This is a genomic window from Paenibacillus sp. HGH0039, from assembly GCF_000411255.1.
GTDB lineage: Bacteria > Bacillota > Bacilli > Paenibacillales > NBRC-103111 > Paenibacillus_F.
Map to the genome: position 1 here is coordinate 1,682,801 of NZ_KE150412.1, position 15,587 is coordinate 1,698,387.

Consider the following 15,587-nt stretch of genomic DNA (forward strand, 5'->3'; position numbering starts at 1 on the left):
TTCCCATGAAAGCAGTTCTTCTCGAAACATTCGGCGCGCCGGAATCGTTCTCCATCGGAGAAATTCCGACCCCGGCCGTCCGGCCCGGACACGTGCTTATCCGCGTCGCCGCCAGCGGCGTGAATCCGATCGACGCGCGGATCCGCCAGGGCTTGATGCCGAATCTCGCTCCGCCCGCTCCCGCGGTCCTGCACGGCGATGTAGCGGGCACCGTCGAAGCCGTGGGCGAAGGCGTGACGAAGTTCCGGCCCGGCGACGAAGTGTACGGCTTCGCCGGCGGCTTCAAGGGCTTCGGCGGCGCACTCGCCGAATACATGCTGGCCGATGCGGAGCTCATCGCCCGCAAGCCCGCCTCGCTCTCGATGAGCGAGGCGGCGGCCCTGCCCGTCGTGGCGCTCACCGCCTGGCAGGGCCTGTTCGACCGGGCGCGGCTTCAGCCCGGCCAGCAGGTTCTCGTGCATGCCGCCGCAGGCGGCGTCGGCCACATCGCGATCCAGCTCGCGAAATGGGGCGGCGCCGACGTCTTCGCAACGGCATCCTCCGACGCGAAGCTGGACATCGCTTCGCGGCTGGGCGCGGACGGCGTCATCAACTACCGGACGGAACCGGTAGAAGATTACGTGCGCAGATGCTCGGACGGCGGCCAGGGCTTCGGCGTCGTGTTCGACACGGTCGGGAAGGACAACCTCGACCGTTCCTTCGCCGCCGCGCGCACAGGCGGCCATGTCGTCGCCATCGCCGCCCGCTCCACGCATGATCTCAGCCCGCTTCATGCGAAGGGGTTGACGCTGCACGTGGTGTTCACCGTGCTGCCGCTTTTGACCGACGTCGGCCGCAAGCATCAGGGCGAGACGCTGGAGCGTCTTGCGCGCCTGGCCGACGAAGGGCATCTGCGCCCGCTGCTGGACGAGCAGCGGTTTACGTTCCGCGACGCGGCGGGAGCTCACCGCCGCCTGGAGTCGGGCAGCGCGATCGGCAAGGTCGTGCTGACGAACGATCTATAAGGACGTGCGGATGAACGACCTGTAAGGGCATGCCCCCGGATGCAGGCTGAGGCTGCGGGCAGTAAACTACTCTGCCTATCTCCATGGTAAAAGAGCAGGCTTCGCAATCGTTCCCTCCCGGAATTAGCCGGGGGATCAATCATTGCGATCCTGCTCTTCTAATTTAAATTTTGAAGGGAGCCAAGTTAATGTCTCACCGGCATCTTTCGCTCCACGACTTTCTTTTTTACTGACCCGTAGGCTTGTTTCGGTAATTCCTTCTTTAAGACGCTTGCGTTCGTAATCTTCAAGGCCCCGATTCCGTTTTCCCTTCCCATGTCCGCTACTTTTGGAGCCGGATTTTAAACGTCGTTCCGTTTGCCTTGTTCACGTTGACGTTCAACTTGATGACCGGGCTTAGCTGGGTAACCGTCACCCCGGCATCCGCGGCAAGAACAGCCGATGCGCTCCTGTTAATTTGCAGAGGAATACTGCCCGTGTTCGTTTGAGTCGGATCGGCGGCGGCAATCTCGATTTCTGCGGAGGTTTCCGTGTAGACGACCAAAGCCTGTTTGCCGCTTGTCAGCAGATCCGTTCCGTTCACCGCAACCGACTTCGTGATGTTGTTCCAGAAATTCGCGGCAATCACATGTGAACTAAGATCTTGAACGGCTTGGGCATCGTTCGAATTTTCGAGCACGACAAGATCCGGATTTTCCGCATACGAGAGTGTTTGCGAAGCCGTTCTCCCGGGAAGAAGAACATACGCGTAGCTTGCGTTGGACGGGTTGATGCCATGGTTGAAAGCAAGACTCAAAAAGGAGTTCGTAACCGGTGTTGTCGGGCCGTCCTTATTGATATTCCGCCAAGAGCCCGTTCTCGTTTCCCGTAATCCGTCTATGGAGGGGAGTTGAGGAAAATAGTAGCCGATATCCGAATTCACCGTACTCCCCGCCAAATGGGCCCATCTCACGCCCGCCATGGACTCCGACCATCCGGTCTGTCCCGGTTTGGCCCCTCCGTTGACCGTGAAACCATTCGTTCCCCCGCTGTCCAATTTGCGGTTTTCCACAATTGTTTCGATTTTACGCCCCGAAGCGCTTGAAATCCCCGTTCCCAGCGCAGCGACTTTGTCTCCCAGCAGAAACCAGGATTTTCTGCCTGTCAGATCGGTTCCGATGCCCGAGAACCGCATACCGACTGCGGCCGCATTTCCGCTGGAGGCCCCGCCAACGAAATTGTAAGCCGATGTGCTTATATTTCCCTGATTGTCGGTAAGAGCACCGGAATCCACCGTTGTGCCGGGCAATCTGTACGGATTCACGGTCGGCCAGTAGTCATTGGAAAATTGGGTAAGATCGCCGTTGTACAGGTACGTCATTCCGTCTCCCGTGTGCCAGCCGCGCAAATTTTCGGTTCCCCCCGATTCGTACCGGGCTATGCGGCTCGAAGACATACTGATTCCAAAAGCGAAAGCCGGCCCCCTCTGGACAGCCCTGTCCATTTTAGGGAAAATTTTCGTCAGTTGACCGGCAGGAGCCGGGCTAACCGCAGAATCGTTCAGAACCGATTTGAGCCGGATGATATCGTCGGCAGGCAGACCCGCATAATAGGAACCGAAGCTCGTATCCTGCTGGACCCAGGCTTTTACCAGACTTTTCAGTTCAGCCTGTTTGGCCGCCGGTGCCGACAACGAGAGCCGGTTAACCGAAGCGACGATATCTCTTCCCATCTCATGGTCCTGCTGATGCTGCCTCGATATCGCCCTGCCTCGTACCATATCCATGGCGGCGCCTTTGTATATAACAGGCAGGAAGGAGTCCTGCACCCAGTTGTACACATTCCCCAGGTTTGCATCCGTTACCTGCCACGAAGAGCCGCTGAGTACATACAGAAGCCGTGACATGCCGGCCAGAAGCACCCGGCCGTAGCTCGCCGTATAGGCGATATTGGTATGCTGGATAAACGATCCGTCCCGGTAAAATCCGTCCCCATCGGTGACATGGAGAAAGATCTGGCTTAAGGCGTCCCGGCCTTGGGCCAGTTTCCCGCCTGTTTTGCCCAGAATTCCCCGTATCGTAACGACTTGGGCTTTATCCGACCGGTTGGCCCCCGTTTCGGTCAATGTACTGTTGACGCGCTTGGTCGGATCGGGAACGAATTTATCGACCGCGGCGATATAATTCGCAAGCCGGACGGAGCCGAGTAGATCGTAGACCAATACCGCGGCATCGTTCAGCGCCTGAGGAGTCCCGATCTGCCAGTCCCACCAGTTGTCGGACTGGCTTTTGTTCTCGTTGTATATGCGGCTGTACATCCAATCGAGACCGTCTACGATATCGCTTCCGAGCTCCGCGCTGCCGTATAGGGAAGACCCGGGCGTCGAATAGGCGCCCGCCAAACTTTTCAGCCGGTTGTAAGAGGCTGTCATTGTCTTGGATGCGCTCCAATCCGCAAGATCCGGCCACAGAAACGTGCGGCCCGCGCTTTTATCGAGCGACGCCCAGTATCCGCCGGCCGTTTCAGCCGAAACGGCCACTTGGGCCGCGATATCGGGGTCGCCTGCAGGGTAGTTACCGCCGGTGAGCAGGTTTTTCCATTTGATACGCAGGCTGTCAAATTCATCGGAGGCTTGGGCAGGTTGAAAACCGGCCGCTCCCGACAGCAGGACCAGCAGCAGAACCATGCCTATTTTTGCGGCGCATAAGCGGTGAATCATCTTTTCCACTCTCCTTTTTTTCCATAGAAAAAGAGACCCTATTCTCGAAAAATAGCGTCTCCAATGGTATGGTCAACTTATTTAATTGTTCTGGGAATCGCTTTCCCGCCCCGGATGCAGGCTCTGGACCGCCCGCTTGGTTTTCTCAATGGAAGCGAGGCTGCTCTCGTAATCCCGTGAAACCAGCCCGACGTACAGCAGGTCGATCACATACAACTGGGCGATCCGCGAGCTCATGGCGCCCTGCCGGAAGTTCTGTTCCAGCGTGCTTGTGAACAGCTGAATGTCCGAATGCTCCGCAATGGGATTAAGCCCCAGCTGCGTCAAGGAAATAACCGTCGCGCCGTTCCGTTTGGCGATCCGCATCGCATGCAGCACCTCCGCATTTTCTCCCGTATAGGAAATGCAGAGGGCCGCGTCATCCGCGGTCAGATTCGCCGCGATGATCGCCTGCATGTCTCCGCTGTATCCGGCTTCGCACCACCGGTTGATCCGGGCGGTCTTGTGCTTGAAATCTTCCGCTACAACCGCGGAGGCCCCGATCCCGAACAAGGCGATTTTTCTGGCGCGGGATAACACTTCGATGGCTTCATCCATAACTTCGGCCGAGAGGATAGCGAGGGTGTCCTGGATCGACTTGACGCTGTTGTGCGCCACGGACTCCATCAGCTCGCCCGTCGGGCTGCCGACGTTAACCTGCTGGAATTCCGCATTCTCCCTGGCGGGGACAAACAGGTCGGCGGCTATTCTCAGCTTCAGCTCCTTGAACCCCTTGCAGCGGAACTTGCGGGACAGACGGACAATCGTAGCCTCGCTCGTTTGCGTGAGCCCGGCCAGTTTCTGCACGGATATATGGACCATGTCCTGCGGGTGGTCGAGAATAAACCGGGCGACTCTCTGCTCCATTGCCGTCAGCGAGTCGAAAGTTTCGTCTATGACGGTCAGTATGCCTTTGATCATGCTTTTCACGTCCTTAACGTGCGGGTTCAATCCCGTGCTTGTCTTCCCTTTTACTTTAGCGGCCCGTTTCCGAAAGCTCAAGTCCGAAACAGGCTCATCCGCTTCTCGTAATGAGGGGAAACGAGATAAGGCCTCCCGGCCTGCGGCGCAAGCTTGCCGTTTTCGGTCAGCCCCGCATTGCGGCTTTCCAGGACAGCGATCAGCCGTTGTCTCCACATGTCCAGATCCTCCCGGTATTCGGGACAGCCGGACACGTCGCGGGTTTCTTCCCGGTCGCCGCGAAGGTCGAAGAGCTGCTCTTCATTCAATCTGGGGAACCAGATATATTTCATTTCCCCGTCCGTTACATACTGCATCTCCTGTTCCTCGGCGTAACAGGTGCTGTGTTCCCCGTGTACAAACCGGCGCTGCGCCTGCTCTCCCCGGATCAGGCCGAGAAGGCTTACTCCGTCGACCGTATCCGGGATTCCGGCTCCGGCCGCTTCCAGGAGCGTCGGCATAAGATCCTGCAGAACGACGGGAGCTTCCACCTTCTTCAGCCGGGTTTCCTGCCCGCCCCCCGGCAGTTTGAGGAGCAGGGGAATGTGCGACGATCCCTCGTACGCATACGTTTTGCGCCATAAATGGTGATCTCCCAGCATATCCCCGTGATCCGAGGTGAACACGATCAGCGTCTCGTCCAGCAGCCCCGTCTTCCTTAAGTGAAAAAGCAGCCTCCCGATCTGATGGTCAATATGGTGGATGGACCCGTAATAGCCCGCTCTTGCCCGGTGGATTTCCTCCGGACTCCGGACGCCCCGCCAGGCGTCCGGTTTGGCGGCGTCCTCAGGCACGTTATGGCGCCCCGCCCAGTCTCCCATGAACGGCTCCGGCAACTTTTTCCCCCGGTAGAGATCGAAATAAAAAGAGGGTGCGTCGTAAGGCGAGTGCGGCCTTGCAAACGACGTCATCAGAAAAAACGGCCGGCTCGGATCTCTTTTCTCCAGAAATTCGATGGACCGGTTGACCGTCCAATTCGTCGGATGCAAAAATTCCGGGGCGTGATACGGCCTCGCCATCCAAGAGTTCCAGTCGATACCGTGATCGGTGATTCCGTAATCGCCGGTCTTGTTCGCATCGAACCAGGCTTTGTAATCCGACACGAACCCCGGTGATTCCACCCGGCCGGATTCATCCAGTACCGTGTTGTGAAAACCGTTCAGCAGACGCTGGGGATGAAAGTGCATCTTGCCCACGCCCTGCGTGTGGTAGCCGGCCCGGCTCAGCTCGCCCGGCAGCGTGTGGGCAAATCCTCCGCCCATCGGGCCCTGGCCTCCTCCCATCCCGAGCACGCCCGTATTCCACGGGTCCATTCCCGTCAGCAGGGACGCTCTGGCCGGAACACACGAAGGCGACGGCGTATACGCATTCGTAAAGATCGTCCCTTCCGAAGCAAGCCAGTCCAGATTAGGCGTCTCGATAACGGAGTTTCCGTAACAGCCGAGCGTATCCCAGCGCTGCTGGTCCGTCATTATAACCAATACATTCGGTTTTTGCACGATGGCATACCCGCTTTCAGCTTTTTATTCCCGTCAGGGCAATACCTTGAACGAAGTATTTTTGAAAAAACAAGAAAAGCAGCAGAAGCGGCAGCACTGCCATGCAAGCGGCCGCCATCATAAGGGGATACTCCGTGGAAAATTCCCCTACGAAGCTTGATACCGCCAGTGACAGAACACGCATTTCATCCGAGCTTGTAAACAACAGCGGCCATATAAAATCGTTCCAGGACGCCATGATGACGAAGATCGCCAATGCGGCAAGGCCCGGCTTCGACAGCGGGAGGTAGATGGACCGGTAAATGCGGAAAAACGAACTGCCGTCTATACGGGCCGCCTCTCCGATTTCCTTCGGAATGGACATGAAGAACTGCCGGAGCAGGAAAATGCCGAATGCGCTGGCAAGTCCCGGTACGATCAAGGCATAGTAGGTATCCAGCCAGCCGAGCTGTTTCATGACGACAAAGGCCGGAATCAGAATAATCTGCTGCGGGATCATCATGTTGGATAAAATAAGCAGAAACAAGACCCTTTTGCCCGGAAAACTCATAGTCGCGAACGCGTAAGCCGCCAAAGAGCAGAACAGCAGCTGACCGGCGGTTTTAACGGCCGTTACCATAAGCGTGTTCAAATAATACCGGGAAAATCTGGTTTCCCTGAACACTTCCAGATAATTATCGAATCTCAGTTTTTCCGGGATCAGAACGGGCGGGGCCTGCATCGATTCGGCGAATGTTTTGAGCGAAGTGTCCAGCATCCACAGAAAAGGCAGCAGCATAATGGCCGCTCCGGCAATAAGCACGGCGTGCAGTACCATTTTCGCGAAGGGCACCCTCCGCTTTTCAAGCCGGCTCATTGATAGTGCACCCACTTTCTTTGCAGTGCCATCTGCACCAGCGTCATCGCAAAAATGAGAACGAACAGTACGACCGCCTGAGCGGAGGCGTATCCCATGCGGAACAAAACGAAGCCCTGATCATACATGTTGTAGACGACCGTTCTAGTCGCCTCCAGCAGAGCCGCATTTCCTCCGGTCATGACGAAAACCAGATCAAACACCTGCAGAGCGTGAATAACCGAGATCATCAGAACGAAGAAAAGGCTCGGCGACAGCAGCGGAAGGGTGATCCCGAAAAAAAGATACCGGGCCGAAGCTCCGTCCATCCTGGCGGCTTCATAGTAGGAACCGGATATTCCCTGAAGCCCCGCCAGCAGAATGACCATGTTGTAGCCGACGGTGGACCAGACGGAGACGATCATAATGGACAGCATCGTGTAAGCAGGGTCCGAGATCCAGTTCGGCTGGGGCAGGTGCAGCCAGCCCAGGATATAATTGATCGGCCCGAATTCCGCGTTGTAAAGCCACTTCCAGATCATCCCGACCGCCGTAGACATCGTAACAACGGGCAGGAAGTAAATCACCCGGTACAGAGAAACTCCCTTCATTTTCCGGTTGAGGAGGACGGCTAATGCCGTGGCAAGAACCACGGAAACAGGGACGGTTACGATGCTGAACGTGGCGGTGTGAAGGATCGACTGAATAAATTCCTTGTCTTTCAGAAGGGCGGCATAATTCAGAAGTCCGTTGAAAACCGGTGCGGTCAGCCCGTTCCACTTGGTAAAGGACAGGACCAGGGAGGCGGCTGCCGGAAACAAGTGAAAGATCGCCAGGCATAAGAACGCCGGAGCGATGAACAGATAAGCCCATGCTGCTTCGATCCGGTAGTGCGCCCAGCCCCCGGCGCGGCTGCGTCTATTGGTTTTGTTCATTCGCGAGTATCCCGTTCATTTTCTGCGCGGCCGCCTGAAGGGCCTCTTGTACGGACTTCTTGCCGAGGAACGCGCCGGTCACTTCCTCCGTGAGGGCCTTCTGCCATTCGGCCGTGTTTTTGGAAACGGGGTAAGGAGCCGTATGGTTAAGCGATGAAACGAAAGCGTTCATATCCAGAGCCGGAATCGACTTTGCCCAGAGATCGACGTTTTCCGTGTAGGCGGGAAAGTTAATGCCGTTCTTCGCCAGCAGCCCGGACCCTTCCTTACCGGCAAGCACTTTGAGGAGGTCCCAAGTCTCTTGGGGGTGTTTTGTTTTATTGTTGATTACCCAGCTCGATCCGTGTACGTAAAAGCCCTGCTTCGCGCCCTTCGGCAGAGGGGCAACCCCGAGTTTGCCGCCGAGCATCCGGTTCAGGTTGTACGCGTCGAAAGACCCGCCCGGATACATGGCCGCTTTGCCCGAGCCGAAAATCTGCAGCGCCTCCGTATCCAACTGCTGTTGGGCGCTCGGAGAAATCCCTTCGTCCATCAGCGATTTCATAAACTCCAGCGCTTTCCGGGTTTCCGGGAGATCCAGACCGGACTTGGTGCGGTCTTCGCTGACGACGGAACCGCCCGCCTGGTAAATAAGCGGATAATAGCCCACCTGATCGGCGTTTACCGCAATGTAGCCGTATGTTTTTTTCTCCTTGTCCGTCAGTTTGGCGGCATTCGCTTTAAGCTTCTCCCAGTCCCACGTTTCGTCGGGGTAAGGGATTTTGGCCTGATCGAACAATTCCTTGTTATAAAACAAACCGAGCGATCCCAAATAATAAGGAATCCCGTAAGAATGCTTGTTGTACTTGTAAAGCTCGGTGATCCCTTCCGGAAAAACGGCCGTATCCAGCTTGTCTTTTTCTATGTAAGGCTGAAGGTCCGTCAGTAAGCCCAAAGCGGCAAATTTGTAAAAGTTAGGCCCGTTCATCATTAAAATGTCCGGCCCTGCCCCTCCGACGAGGCTTGTCTGCATTTTGGTCCAGTAATCCTTGTTAGGCGTAATAGTAATCTGGACGTTCACGTTGCTGTGCGTTTTTTTGTAGATCTCGATGGTCTGATTCAGCGTATCTTTCAGCTTCTCATCCCAGACGGCCAGATTCAACGTAATCGGTGCCTGCGAAGAAGCGCCTGCTTTTCCGCTTTGCACCTTACTTTCGGCTTCCTGCGAGCAGCCTGCGGCAATCACCGCCGTCAATGCAGTCAAGGGCACTATTGCTTTCCATCCTGTTTTCCTTCTCATGACCAACCCTCCAAGTTGTAGGTTCGCTTTTGCTGCGAGCTTCCAGTGGACTGGTCGGCCGGCTGAACAAAACGGTTTGTAATATTTATTTCACCATTATACTATATGAGATAAATATTATTTCGTTTCATTTTATTCCGACTTATCCTACCCGTCAAGTATTATTTAACAAAAAAAGAGCCGAAACGCTTATGCGTTCCGGCTCTTTATAGATTTTTGTAACGAGAATCGAGCGGCTGCAGCCCCATCAAGTCGGCTTAAGTTCCCCGGCTTTTCCTCTCCGCAGATGAGGATAAGCGATTCCAAAAAGGATGAGCAGGACACCCGCCCACTGCACCAATGACACGCTTTCCTTAAGCACGGCTGCCGAAAGCACAACGGCTACGGGCAGCTCGGCCGCTCCGAGAATGGAACCCAGACCGGTCCCCAGCTTCGGCATGCCGTAGTTAAAGCATACGGTCGGAATCACGATACCGAAAACTCCGACGAGCAGCGCATATTTCCAGAGTCCCTCTCCGAGCGCGCCGTTCCATATAAAATTCGGCGTATGATAAACGAATACGAGAAGAAGCCCTCCCATATTCATCATCAAGGTCCGGTTGATGGCCGGCACTCCCGTGCTCACCTTGCCGCTGAAATAAATAAAACCGGTGTAGGTCACGGCGGACAGCAGGCCAAGCACCACTCCGACTACAGGTAAATCGATGGAGCCGAGATTGGCCACGCCGGATGCCAGCCCCGTTCCGATCAATAGCAGCACCAGGGAGACCGCCTTCGAGCGGCTTGGTCTTTTGCGTTCCAGCACCGCTTCCAGAATGACGCCGATCCACGTGAACTGGAACAGCAGCACGATGGCGATGGAGGCCGGAACCGTCTGCAGGGAATTGTAATATAAAATGCCGGTCGAACCGGTCGTCAGCCCCACCATAAGCAGCGGCACCCATTGCCCCGGCTTCATTTTATGGCGGGAGAGCGTCAGAACGAGTACGAGCGAGATCAGCGTGCCGAACAAGTTCTGGGCGCCTACTACCTCACCCGGCTTGAAACCCGCGTCATACGCAAATTTAACGAACGTAGAGAGCATCCCGTAACTGCATGCTCCCAGGAATACAAGAATAATCGCTTTCCACATGATGGGATCCCCTTCTCTCTTTCCGAACTAAACGGCGTGGAACGCTTTATTTCATTAGCATGCCGCAGGTTTTCTTTTCATAACAAAAGCACTTCCGCGCGGGAAAAGCTGCGCGGAAGTGCCGTATATTTCATAATATGCCAGGTTGGCGTGCTTACATGCCCAACCATTTTTTGAACAGACGTTTCGTGGTGTCCTTGTTCATTTCTGCGATGGAAGTCGTGAGCGGAATGCCTTTCGGACAGGAACGCACGCAGTTCTGCGAGTTACCGCAGCCCTCGATGCCTCCGTCTTCCATCAGCGTATCGAGACGCTCGTCCTTGTTCATTTCACCTGTAGGGTGGGAGTTGAACAGGCGGACTTGCGAAACCGCGGCAGGACCGATGAAGCTTGTCTTCTCGTTTACGTTCGGGCAAACTTCCAGACATACGCCGCACGTCATGCACTTGGAAAGCTCGTAAGCCCATTGACGCTTCGATTCCGCCATACGCGGTCCCGGACCCAGATCGTACGTACCGTCGATCGGAATCCACGCTTTCACTTTCTTGAGGGCGTTGAACATCCGGGTGCGGTCGATAACCAAGTCTCTTACGACCGGGAACGTACGCATCGGTTCTACGCGGATCGGCTGTTCCAGCTTATCGATCAAGGCAGCGCAGGCTTGGCGCGCTTTGCCGTTGATGATCATGGAGCAGGCGCCGCATACTTCCTCGAGACAGTTGGACTCCCAGCAAACCGGAGTCGTTTCGCCGCCGTCCGATTTTTTCGGATTGCGCTGAACTTCCATCAGTGCGCTGATCACGTTCATATTCGGACGGTACGGGATTTCAAACTCCTCTTTGTAAGGAGCCGATTCCGGGCTGTCTTGACGGGTGACGATAAACTTGACCGTTTTGCTTGGTACTGCGGTTTGCGCTTCGGCCATGATCAATGCCCTCCCTCTTTCTCTTTCTTCTTCTTGTCCGTAGTGTAGTCGCGTTTACGCGGTGCGATAAGCGATACGTCTACGTCCTCGTATTCGATAACCGGACCTTCAGGGGCCCACTTGGCTTTGGTGGTCTTCAGGAAGTTATCGTCATCGCGTTCCGGGAACTCCGGCTTGTAGTGAGCGCCGCGGCTCTCGTTACGCAGAAGAGCGCCCAGCGTCATCGCTTCGGAAAGTTCGAGCATGTTCCAGAGCTGTCTCGTGAAGGCGACACCCTGGTTGTTCCAGCGGGCCGTATCCGTCATGTTGATATTCTGGAAACGTTCTTTATATTCTTTAATCTTGACGATCGTCGCTTCAAGATTTTTGTTGTAGCGCACGACAGTCATGTTCGAAGTCATCAGCTCGCCAAGCTCTTTGTGGATGACATAAGCATTTTCCTTGCCGTCCATTTTAAGCAGGCTTTCGTAACGATCGGTGTGCTTCTGCTTCTCGCGTTCGAACATGGCGGTGGACATATCTTCCACGTGCTTGTCGAGACCTTGGATATATTCGATTGCTTTAGGACCCGCTACCATACCGCCGAAAATAGCGGATACGAGGGAGTTCGCTCCGAGACGGTTCGCGCCGTGAACGGAGTAGTCGCACTCGCCTGCGGCGAACAAGCCCGGAATGTTCGTCATTTGGTTGTAATCGACCCAGATGCCGCCCATCGAATAGTGAACCGCAGGGAAAATTTTCATCGGAAGCTTCCGCGGATCGTCGCCTGTGAATTTCTCGTAAATTTCGATGATACCGCCCAGTTTAACATCCAGTTCTTTCGGGTCTTTGTGAGACAGATCCAGGTAAACCATGTTCTCGCCGTTGATGCCGAGCTTCAGGTCGTTACAAACGTGGAAAATTTCACGGGTCGCGATATCACGCGGAACCAGGTTTCCGTAAGCCGGGTATTTCTCTTCAAGGAAGTACCAAGGCTTGCCGTCTTTATACGTCCATACGCGTCCGCCTTCACCGCGCGCGGATTCGGACATCAGGCGAAGCTTATCGTCGCCCGGAATCGCGGTCGGGTGAATCTGGATGAACTCGCCGTTCGCGTAGTAAACGCCCTGCTGGTACACGGCGCTTGCTGCCGTACCGGTGTTGATAACGGAGTTCGTTGTTTTACCGAAAATGATGCCGGGACCGCCGGTCGCCATGATGACGGCATCGGAAGAGAAGGTCTGCACTTCCATGTTGCGCAGATCCTGGGCGGCAATCCCGCGGCAAACGCCGTCGTCGTCGATGACCGCGCCGAGGAATTCCCAGTGCTCGAACTTCGTTACCAGTCCCGCTGTTTCGAAACGGCGGACCTGCTCGTCGAGCGCGTACAGCAGCTGCTGGCCTGTCGTAGCGCCGGCGAATGCCGTACGGTGGTATTTCGTACCGCCGAAACGGCGGAAATCCAGAAGACCTTCCGGTGTCCGGTTGAACATAACGCCCATCCGGTCCATCAAGTGGATAATGCCGGGAGCCGCGTCGCACATCGCCTTAACCGGCGGTTGGTTGGCGAGGAAGTCGCCTCCGTATACCGTATCGTCAAAGTGCTCCCAAGTGGAGTCGCCTTCGCCTTTCGTATTAACCGCTCCGTTGATGCCGCCTTGGGCGCACACGGAGTGGGAACGTTTTACAGGAACCAGGGAGAAAAGCTGTACGGGCACACCCGCTTCCGCTGCCTTAATGGTTGCCATCAGACCGGCCAAACCGCCGCCGACGACAATTACTTTTGAATTAGCCATTGCTGGTCACCCCTCCGATCATTCCGCTAACGACAGGAAGCTCCTGAAATTGCGGGTCTTTAAATGCCACGAGAGATGCGATGAACATTACAGACATGACAAGGAACAAGCCGATCCAGATATAGGAAGACACGCGTTGGGCGCGTGGACCCACCGTGATGCCCCAGCTGACAAGGAACGACCACATGCCGTTTGTAAAATGGAAAGACGCGGCGATAACGCCGATTACGTATATGGTCAGCAAAAGCGGCTGAGATACGATGTCATGCATCGTCTGTCCTAAGCGTTCATGCTCTACGTTGCCGAGTGCCACTTGAAAACGCGTTTCAAAGAAATGCCATGCCACGAACAGGAAGGTAAGAACCCCCGTGATCCGCTGCCATAAAAACATCTGGTTGCGGAAATAGCCGTAACGGCTTACGTTGTTGCGGGCCGTAAACGCCACGTACAGGCCGTAAACGGCATGGTACAGAAGCGGAATCCAGATCCCGACGATCTCGAGCACAAGCACGAGCGGCAGGCTGTTCAGCCAGTTGATTTGATCCACAAACGCTTCAGGTCCCTTAGTTGCTTCAAAGTTGGTAAGCAAATGCTCGATCAAGAAGAAACCAACCGGAATAACGCCAAGCAAGGAATGCAGCTTGCGGTTAAAATACGAGTTCTTGCCCATTAGTGATGCTTCCCCCCTCAAATTTTCGCCTCGACACGATACGTCTCGACAATTCCAGACAAAACCAAATTCCATTGTACTCCCCTGTCCGGGGACCGTCAACCGCCAAAAAAGGCACACTCATCGCTTTTTCCTGCCTCGGATTAGCGACAATGGGCCGAATTTTTTGTGAACAACTGGTGACATATACATCGTACCTCTTTATCGCTTATAATGGAATTGCTGTTTTTTTATATTCATTATAATATTTTTGCATAATAAGAAGAATTTAAACCCCGGGGAGGCACAAATTATGGAACATCTCGACGTTTTTGCTGTCGTTGTCGAACAGGCCAGCTTGAATAAAGCGTCGCAGGTGCTAAATTTGTCGCAGCCTGCCTTATCGCGCAAGATCATGAAGCTGGAAGAACAGCTCGGCGTCCAGCTCTTTTCCCGCAAGGGGAAGCGCCTTGATTTAACCCGGGCCGGCGAAATCGCATACGAGTATGCGCTGGAGCAGAGGCAAGGCGAACGCCGCTTCCTGCAGACCCTGTACGAATATAAGACCGCCGGACGCCATATGAGCCTCACCATCGGAGCCAGTCTGACCACGCTGCAGACCACGCTCCCCGAGCTTGTGACGATGTACCTGGCGGAATATCCGTCCACGGATATGAAAGCTCTGACCGGCAAGACTCACGAGATCGTCATGATGGTCAAGGAGAAGAAAGTCGACATCGGCCTCGTCGCCTCCTCCATCGACCAGCCCGGACTCGCCTGCGAGCCTCTCTTCGACGATCATCTCTGTCTGGTGCTGCCGCAGGGTCATCCTTACCTGGACCGCGAGGAGCTGTCCATCGCCGATCTGAACGGCCTCTCGATGATCCTCTTCTCCAAGGGCACCTGGTACCGGGTGCTTACCGACGAGCTGTTTCACCGCTTTTTCATTTTTCCGGACGTCAAAATGGAAATCGACTCGTTCGAGGCGATCATGCGTCTCGTCGTTACGTGCCAGGCGGCTACGCTGCTGCCGAAATCGTACCTGCACGACCATTCGTCCGAACAGGACGGACTCTGCGTCCGGGAGCTGCCCGAGCTTATGAAAACGCCGCGGACCACCTCGCTCATTTTTGTGAAGGAAACTCACCAGAACGAGGCGGTCGCGCATTTTATCCGCAAGGCCAAGGCGCATTTCGCGGGCTTAAGCCAGTAGTGCGGAGCCAGGCAGAGGCCGCTGCCATGCGAGCGTTCGGGACCGTTACGCGGATATACCCGTATCTCGGATATGCCTGTATAAAGGCTATAACGGCTAAGCCGACATGCTCCGCCCGATGCTCCAAAGAGCCGCCAGCAGGGCCTATGCCGCCGGCTGCACAGAACCTTCCAGCCCTGCACGGCCTGGCGAGGTTCTTTTTTTTCGCCAAGGCTCTGTTAAACCGTGTTGATGATTTTTGGTTGAAGCAACGGGCAGCATAGCGGAATTGATTATTTTCGCTTGACCCTGACACTGGTGTAAGGACTTACACTATTCGTATAACCTACTGGAAAGGAAAAAAGATAAGTTATGGATATTACTCCACAAGAAGAAATCATGATTAAGGCTCTCCGTGAGGCTGCATTACCTCCTTTATTTATGCTCATACGAATTAGAAATGAGATTTCAAATGACACTGTAAATGTCGAAGAGAGCCGAAGAGATGTCGTCGTAAAAACCATGGAAAAATACATCAGCCCATTATGGAAAGACTATCATGAGGGGAAAAATTCACAAGCCAAAGAAGAATGAACCGCCGAATTGGGCGGTTCATTCTTTTGGACAAAAATCAACACTCAAGGATAACAAAGCCTTCGCCAAAA

General features: G+C 55.0%; 13 protein-coding genes. 3 read left to right on the forward strand and 10 right to left on the reverse strand.

The window, feature by feature from the left end:
- Positions 1-5: 5 nt before the first annotated feature.
- Complete coding sequence (locus HMPREF1207_RS07330; RefSeq protein WP_009676263.1) at positions 6-1,004, forward strand: zinc-dependent alcohol dehydrogenase family protein; 999 nt, start codon at positions 6-8, stop codon at positions 1,002-1,004.
- A 322-nt stretch (positions 1,005-1,326) separates the two neighbouring features.
- On the opposite strand, the gene HMPREF1207_RS07335 is transcribed toward HMPREF1207_RS07330, so the two are convergent.
- The 10 genes from HMPREF1207_RS07335 to HMPREF1207_RS07380 form a co-directional block, all read right to left on the reverse strand.
- On the reverse strand, positions 1,327-3,702 hold the full coding sequence (locus HMPREF1207_RS07335; RefSeq protein WP_009676268.1) for a polysaccharide lyase 8 family protein: 2,376 nt from the start codon (positions 3,700-3,702) through the stop codon (positions 1,327-1,329).
- Between the two features lie 81 nt (positions 3,703-3,783).
- Positions 3,784-4,662: a MurR/RpiR family transcriptional regulator gene (locus HMPREF1207_RS07340; protein ID WP_231392023.1), complete on the reverse strand. Its 879-nt coding sequence runs from the start codon at positions 4,660-4,662 to the stop codon at positions 3,784-3,786.
- 77 nt (positions 4,663-4,739) lie between these two features.
- Positions 4,740-6,200 (reverse strand): arylsulfatase, encoded by a 1,461-nt coding sequence (locus HMPREF1207_RS07345; RefSeq protein WP_009676273.1) that lies wholly within the window; start codon positions 6,198-6,200, stop codon positions 4,740-4,742.
- A gap of 16 nt (positions 6,201-6,216) precedes the next feature.
- Positions 6,217-7,056 carry a carbohydrate ABC transporter permease gene (locus HMPREF1207_RS07350; protein WP_009676265.1) on the reverse strand — a complete coding sequence of 280 codons (840 nt, stop codon included), beginning with the start codon at positions 7,054-7,056 and terminating at the stop codon, positions 6,217-6,219.
- Positions 7,053-7,970 (reverse strand): carbohydrate ABC transporter permease, encoded by a 918-nt coding sequence (locus tag HMPREF1207_RS07355; protein WP_009676244.1) that lies wholly within the window; start codon positions 7,968-7,970, stop codon positions 7,053-7,055. The genes HMPREF1207_RS07350 and HMPREF1207_RS07355 overlap by 4 nt, the downstream gene beginning before the upstream one ends.
- Entirely contained in the window at positions 7,954-9,249 is a 1,296-nt protein-coding gene (locus tag HMPREF1207_RS07360; RefSeq protein ID WP_009676278.1) for an ABC transporter substrate-binding protein, read from the reverse strand. Before HMPREF1207_RS07360 ends, HMPREF1207_RS07355 begins: the two co-directional genes overlap by 17 nt.
- A 247-nt stretch (positions 9,250-9,496) precedes the next feature.
- On the reverse strand, positions 9,497-10,381 hold the full coding sequence (locus HMPREF1207_RS07365) for an EamA family transporter (protein WP_009676272.1): 885 nt from the start codon (positions 10,379-10,381) through the stop codon (positions 9,497-9,499).
- A gap of 154 nt (positions 10,382-10,535) precedes the next feature.
- A complete protein-coding gene (sdhB, locus tag HMPREF1207_RS07370) occupies positions 10,536-11,306 on the reverse strand; it encodes a succinate dehydrogenase iron-sulfur subunit (protein WP_009676242.1) in 771 nt (256 codons plus the stop codon).
- Between the two features lie 2 nt (positions 11,307-11,308).
- Positions 11,309-13,081, reverse strand: a complete 1,773-nt coding sequence (gene sdhA / locus HMPREF1207_RS07375; RefSeq protein ID WP_009676259.1) for a succinate dehydrogenase flavoprotein subunit — start codon at positions 13,079-13,081, stop codon at positions 11,309-11,311.
- A complete protein-coding gene (locus HMPREF1207_RS07380) occupies positions 13,074-13,751 on the reverse strand; it encodes a succinate dehydrogenase cytochrome b558 subunit (protein WP_009676260.1) in 678 nt (225 codons plus the stop codon). Before HMPREF1207_RS07380 ends, sdhA begins: the two co-directional genes overlap by 8 nt.
- Positions 13,752-14,043: 292 nt before the next feature.
- Between HMPREF1207_RS07380 and HMPREF1207_RS07385 the strand changes: the two genes are divergently transcribed.
- Together HMPREF1207_RS07385 and HMPREF1207_RS07395 are read left to right on the forward strand one after the other, a co-directional pair.
- Positions 14,044-14,943: a LysR family transcriptional regulator gene (locus tag HMPREF1207_RS07385; protein ID WP_009676276.1), complete on the forward strand. Its 900-nt coding sequence runs from the start codon at positions 14,044-14,046 to the stop codon at positions 14,941-14,943.
- A gap of 351 nt (positions 14,944-15,294) precedes the next feature.
- A complete protein-coding gene (locus HMPREF1207_RS07395) occupies positions 15,295-15,516 on the forward strand; it encodes a hypothetical protein (RefSeq protein WP_009676252.1) in 222 nt (73 codons plus the stop codon).
- Positions 15,517-15,587 lie beyond the last annotated feature (71 nt).

Coding starts and splice junctions, on each gene's coding strand:
- sdhB (WP_009676242.1), bottom strand. CDS start 11,306: ATGGCCGAAGCGCAAACCGCAGTACCAAGCAAAACGGTCAAGTTTATC.
- HMPREF1207_RS07355 (WP_009676244.1), bottom strand. CDS start 7,970: ATGAACAAAACCAATAGACGCAGCCGCGCCGGGGGCTGGGCGCACTAC.
- HMPREF1207_RS07385 (WP_009676276.1), top strand. CDS start 14,044: ATGGAACATCTCGACGTTTTTGCTGTCGTTGTCGAACAGGCCAGCTTG.
- HMPREF1207_RS07380 (WP_009676260.1), bottom strand. CDS start 13,751: ATGGGCAAGAACTCGTATTTTAACCGCAAGCTGCATTCCTTGCTTGGC.
- HMPREF1207_RS07360 (WP_009676278.1), bottom strand. CDS start 9,249: ATGAGAAGGAAAACAGGATGGAAAGCAATAGTGCCCTTGACTGCATTG.
- HMPREF1207_RS07335 (WP_009676268.1), bottom strand. CDS start 3,702: ATGATTCACCGCTTATGCGCCGCAAAAATAGGCATGGTTCTGCTGCTG.
- HMPREF1207_RS07340 (WP_231392023.1), bottom strand. CDS start 4,662: ATGATCAAAGGCATACTGACCGTCATAGACGAAACTTTCGACTCGCTG.
- HMPREF1207_RS07365 (WP_009676272.1), bottom strand. CDS start 10,381: ATGTGGAAAGCGATTATTCTTGTATTCCTGGGAGCATGCAGTTACGGG.
- HMPREF1207_RS07350 (WP_009676265.1), bottom strand. CDS start 7,056: ATGAGCCGGCTTGAAAAGCGGAGGGTGCCCTTCGCGAAAATGGTACTG.
- sdhA (WP_009676259.1), bottom strand. CDS start 13,081: ATGGCTAATTCAAAAGTAATTGTCGTCGGCGGCGGTTTGGCCGGTCTG.
- HMPREF1207_RS07330 (WP_009676263.1), top strand. CDS start 6: ATGAAAGCAGTTCTTCTCGAAACATTCGGCGCGCCGGAATCGTTCTCC.
- HMPREF1207_RS07395 (WP_009676252.1), top strand. CDS start 15,295: ATGGATATTACTCCACAAGAAGAAATCATGATTAAGGCTCTCCGTGAG.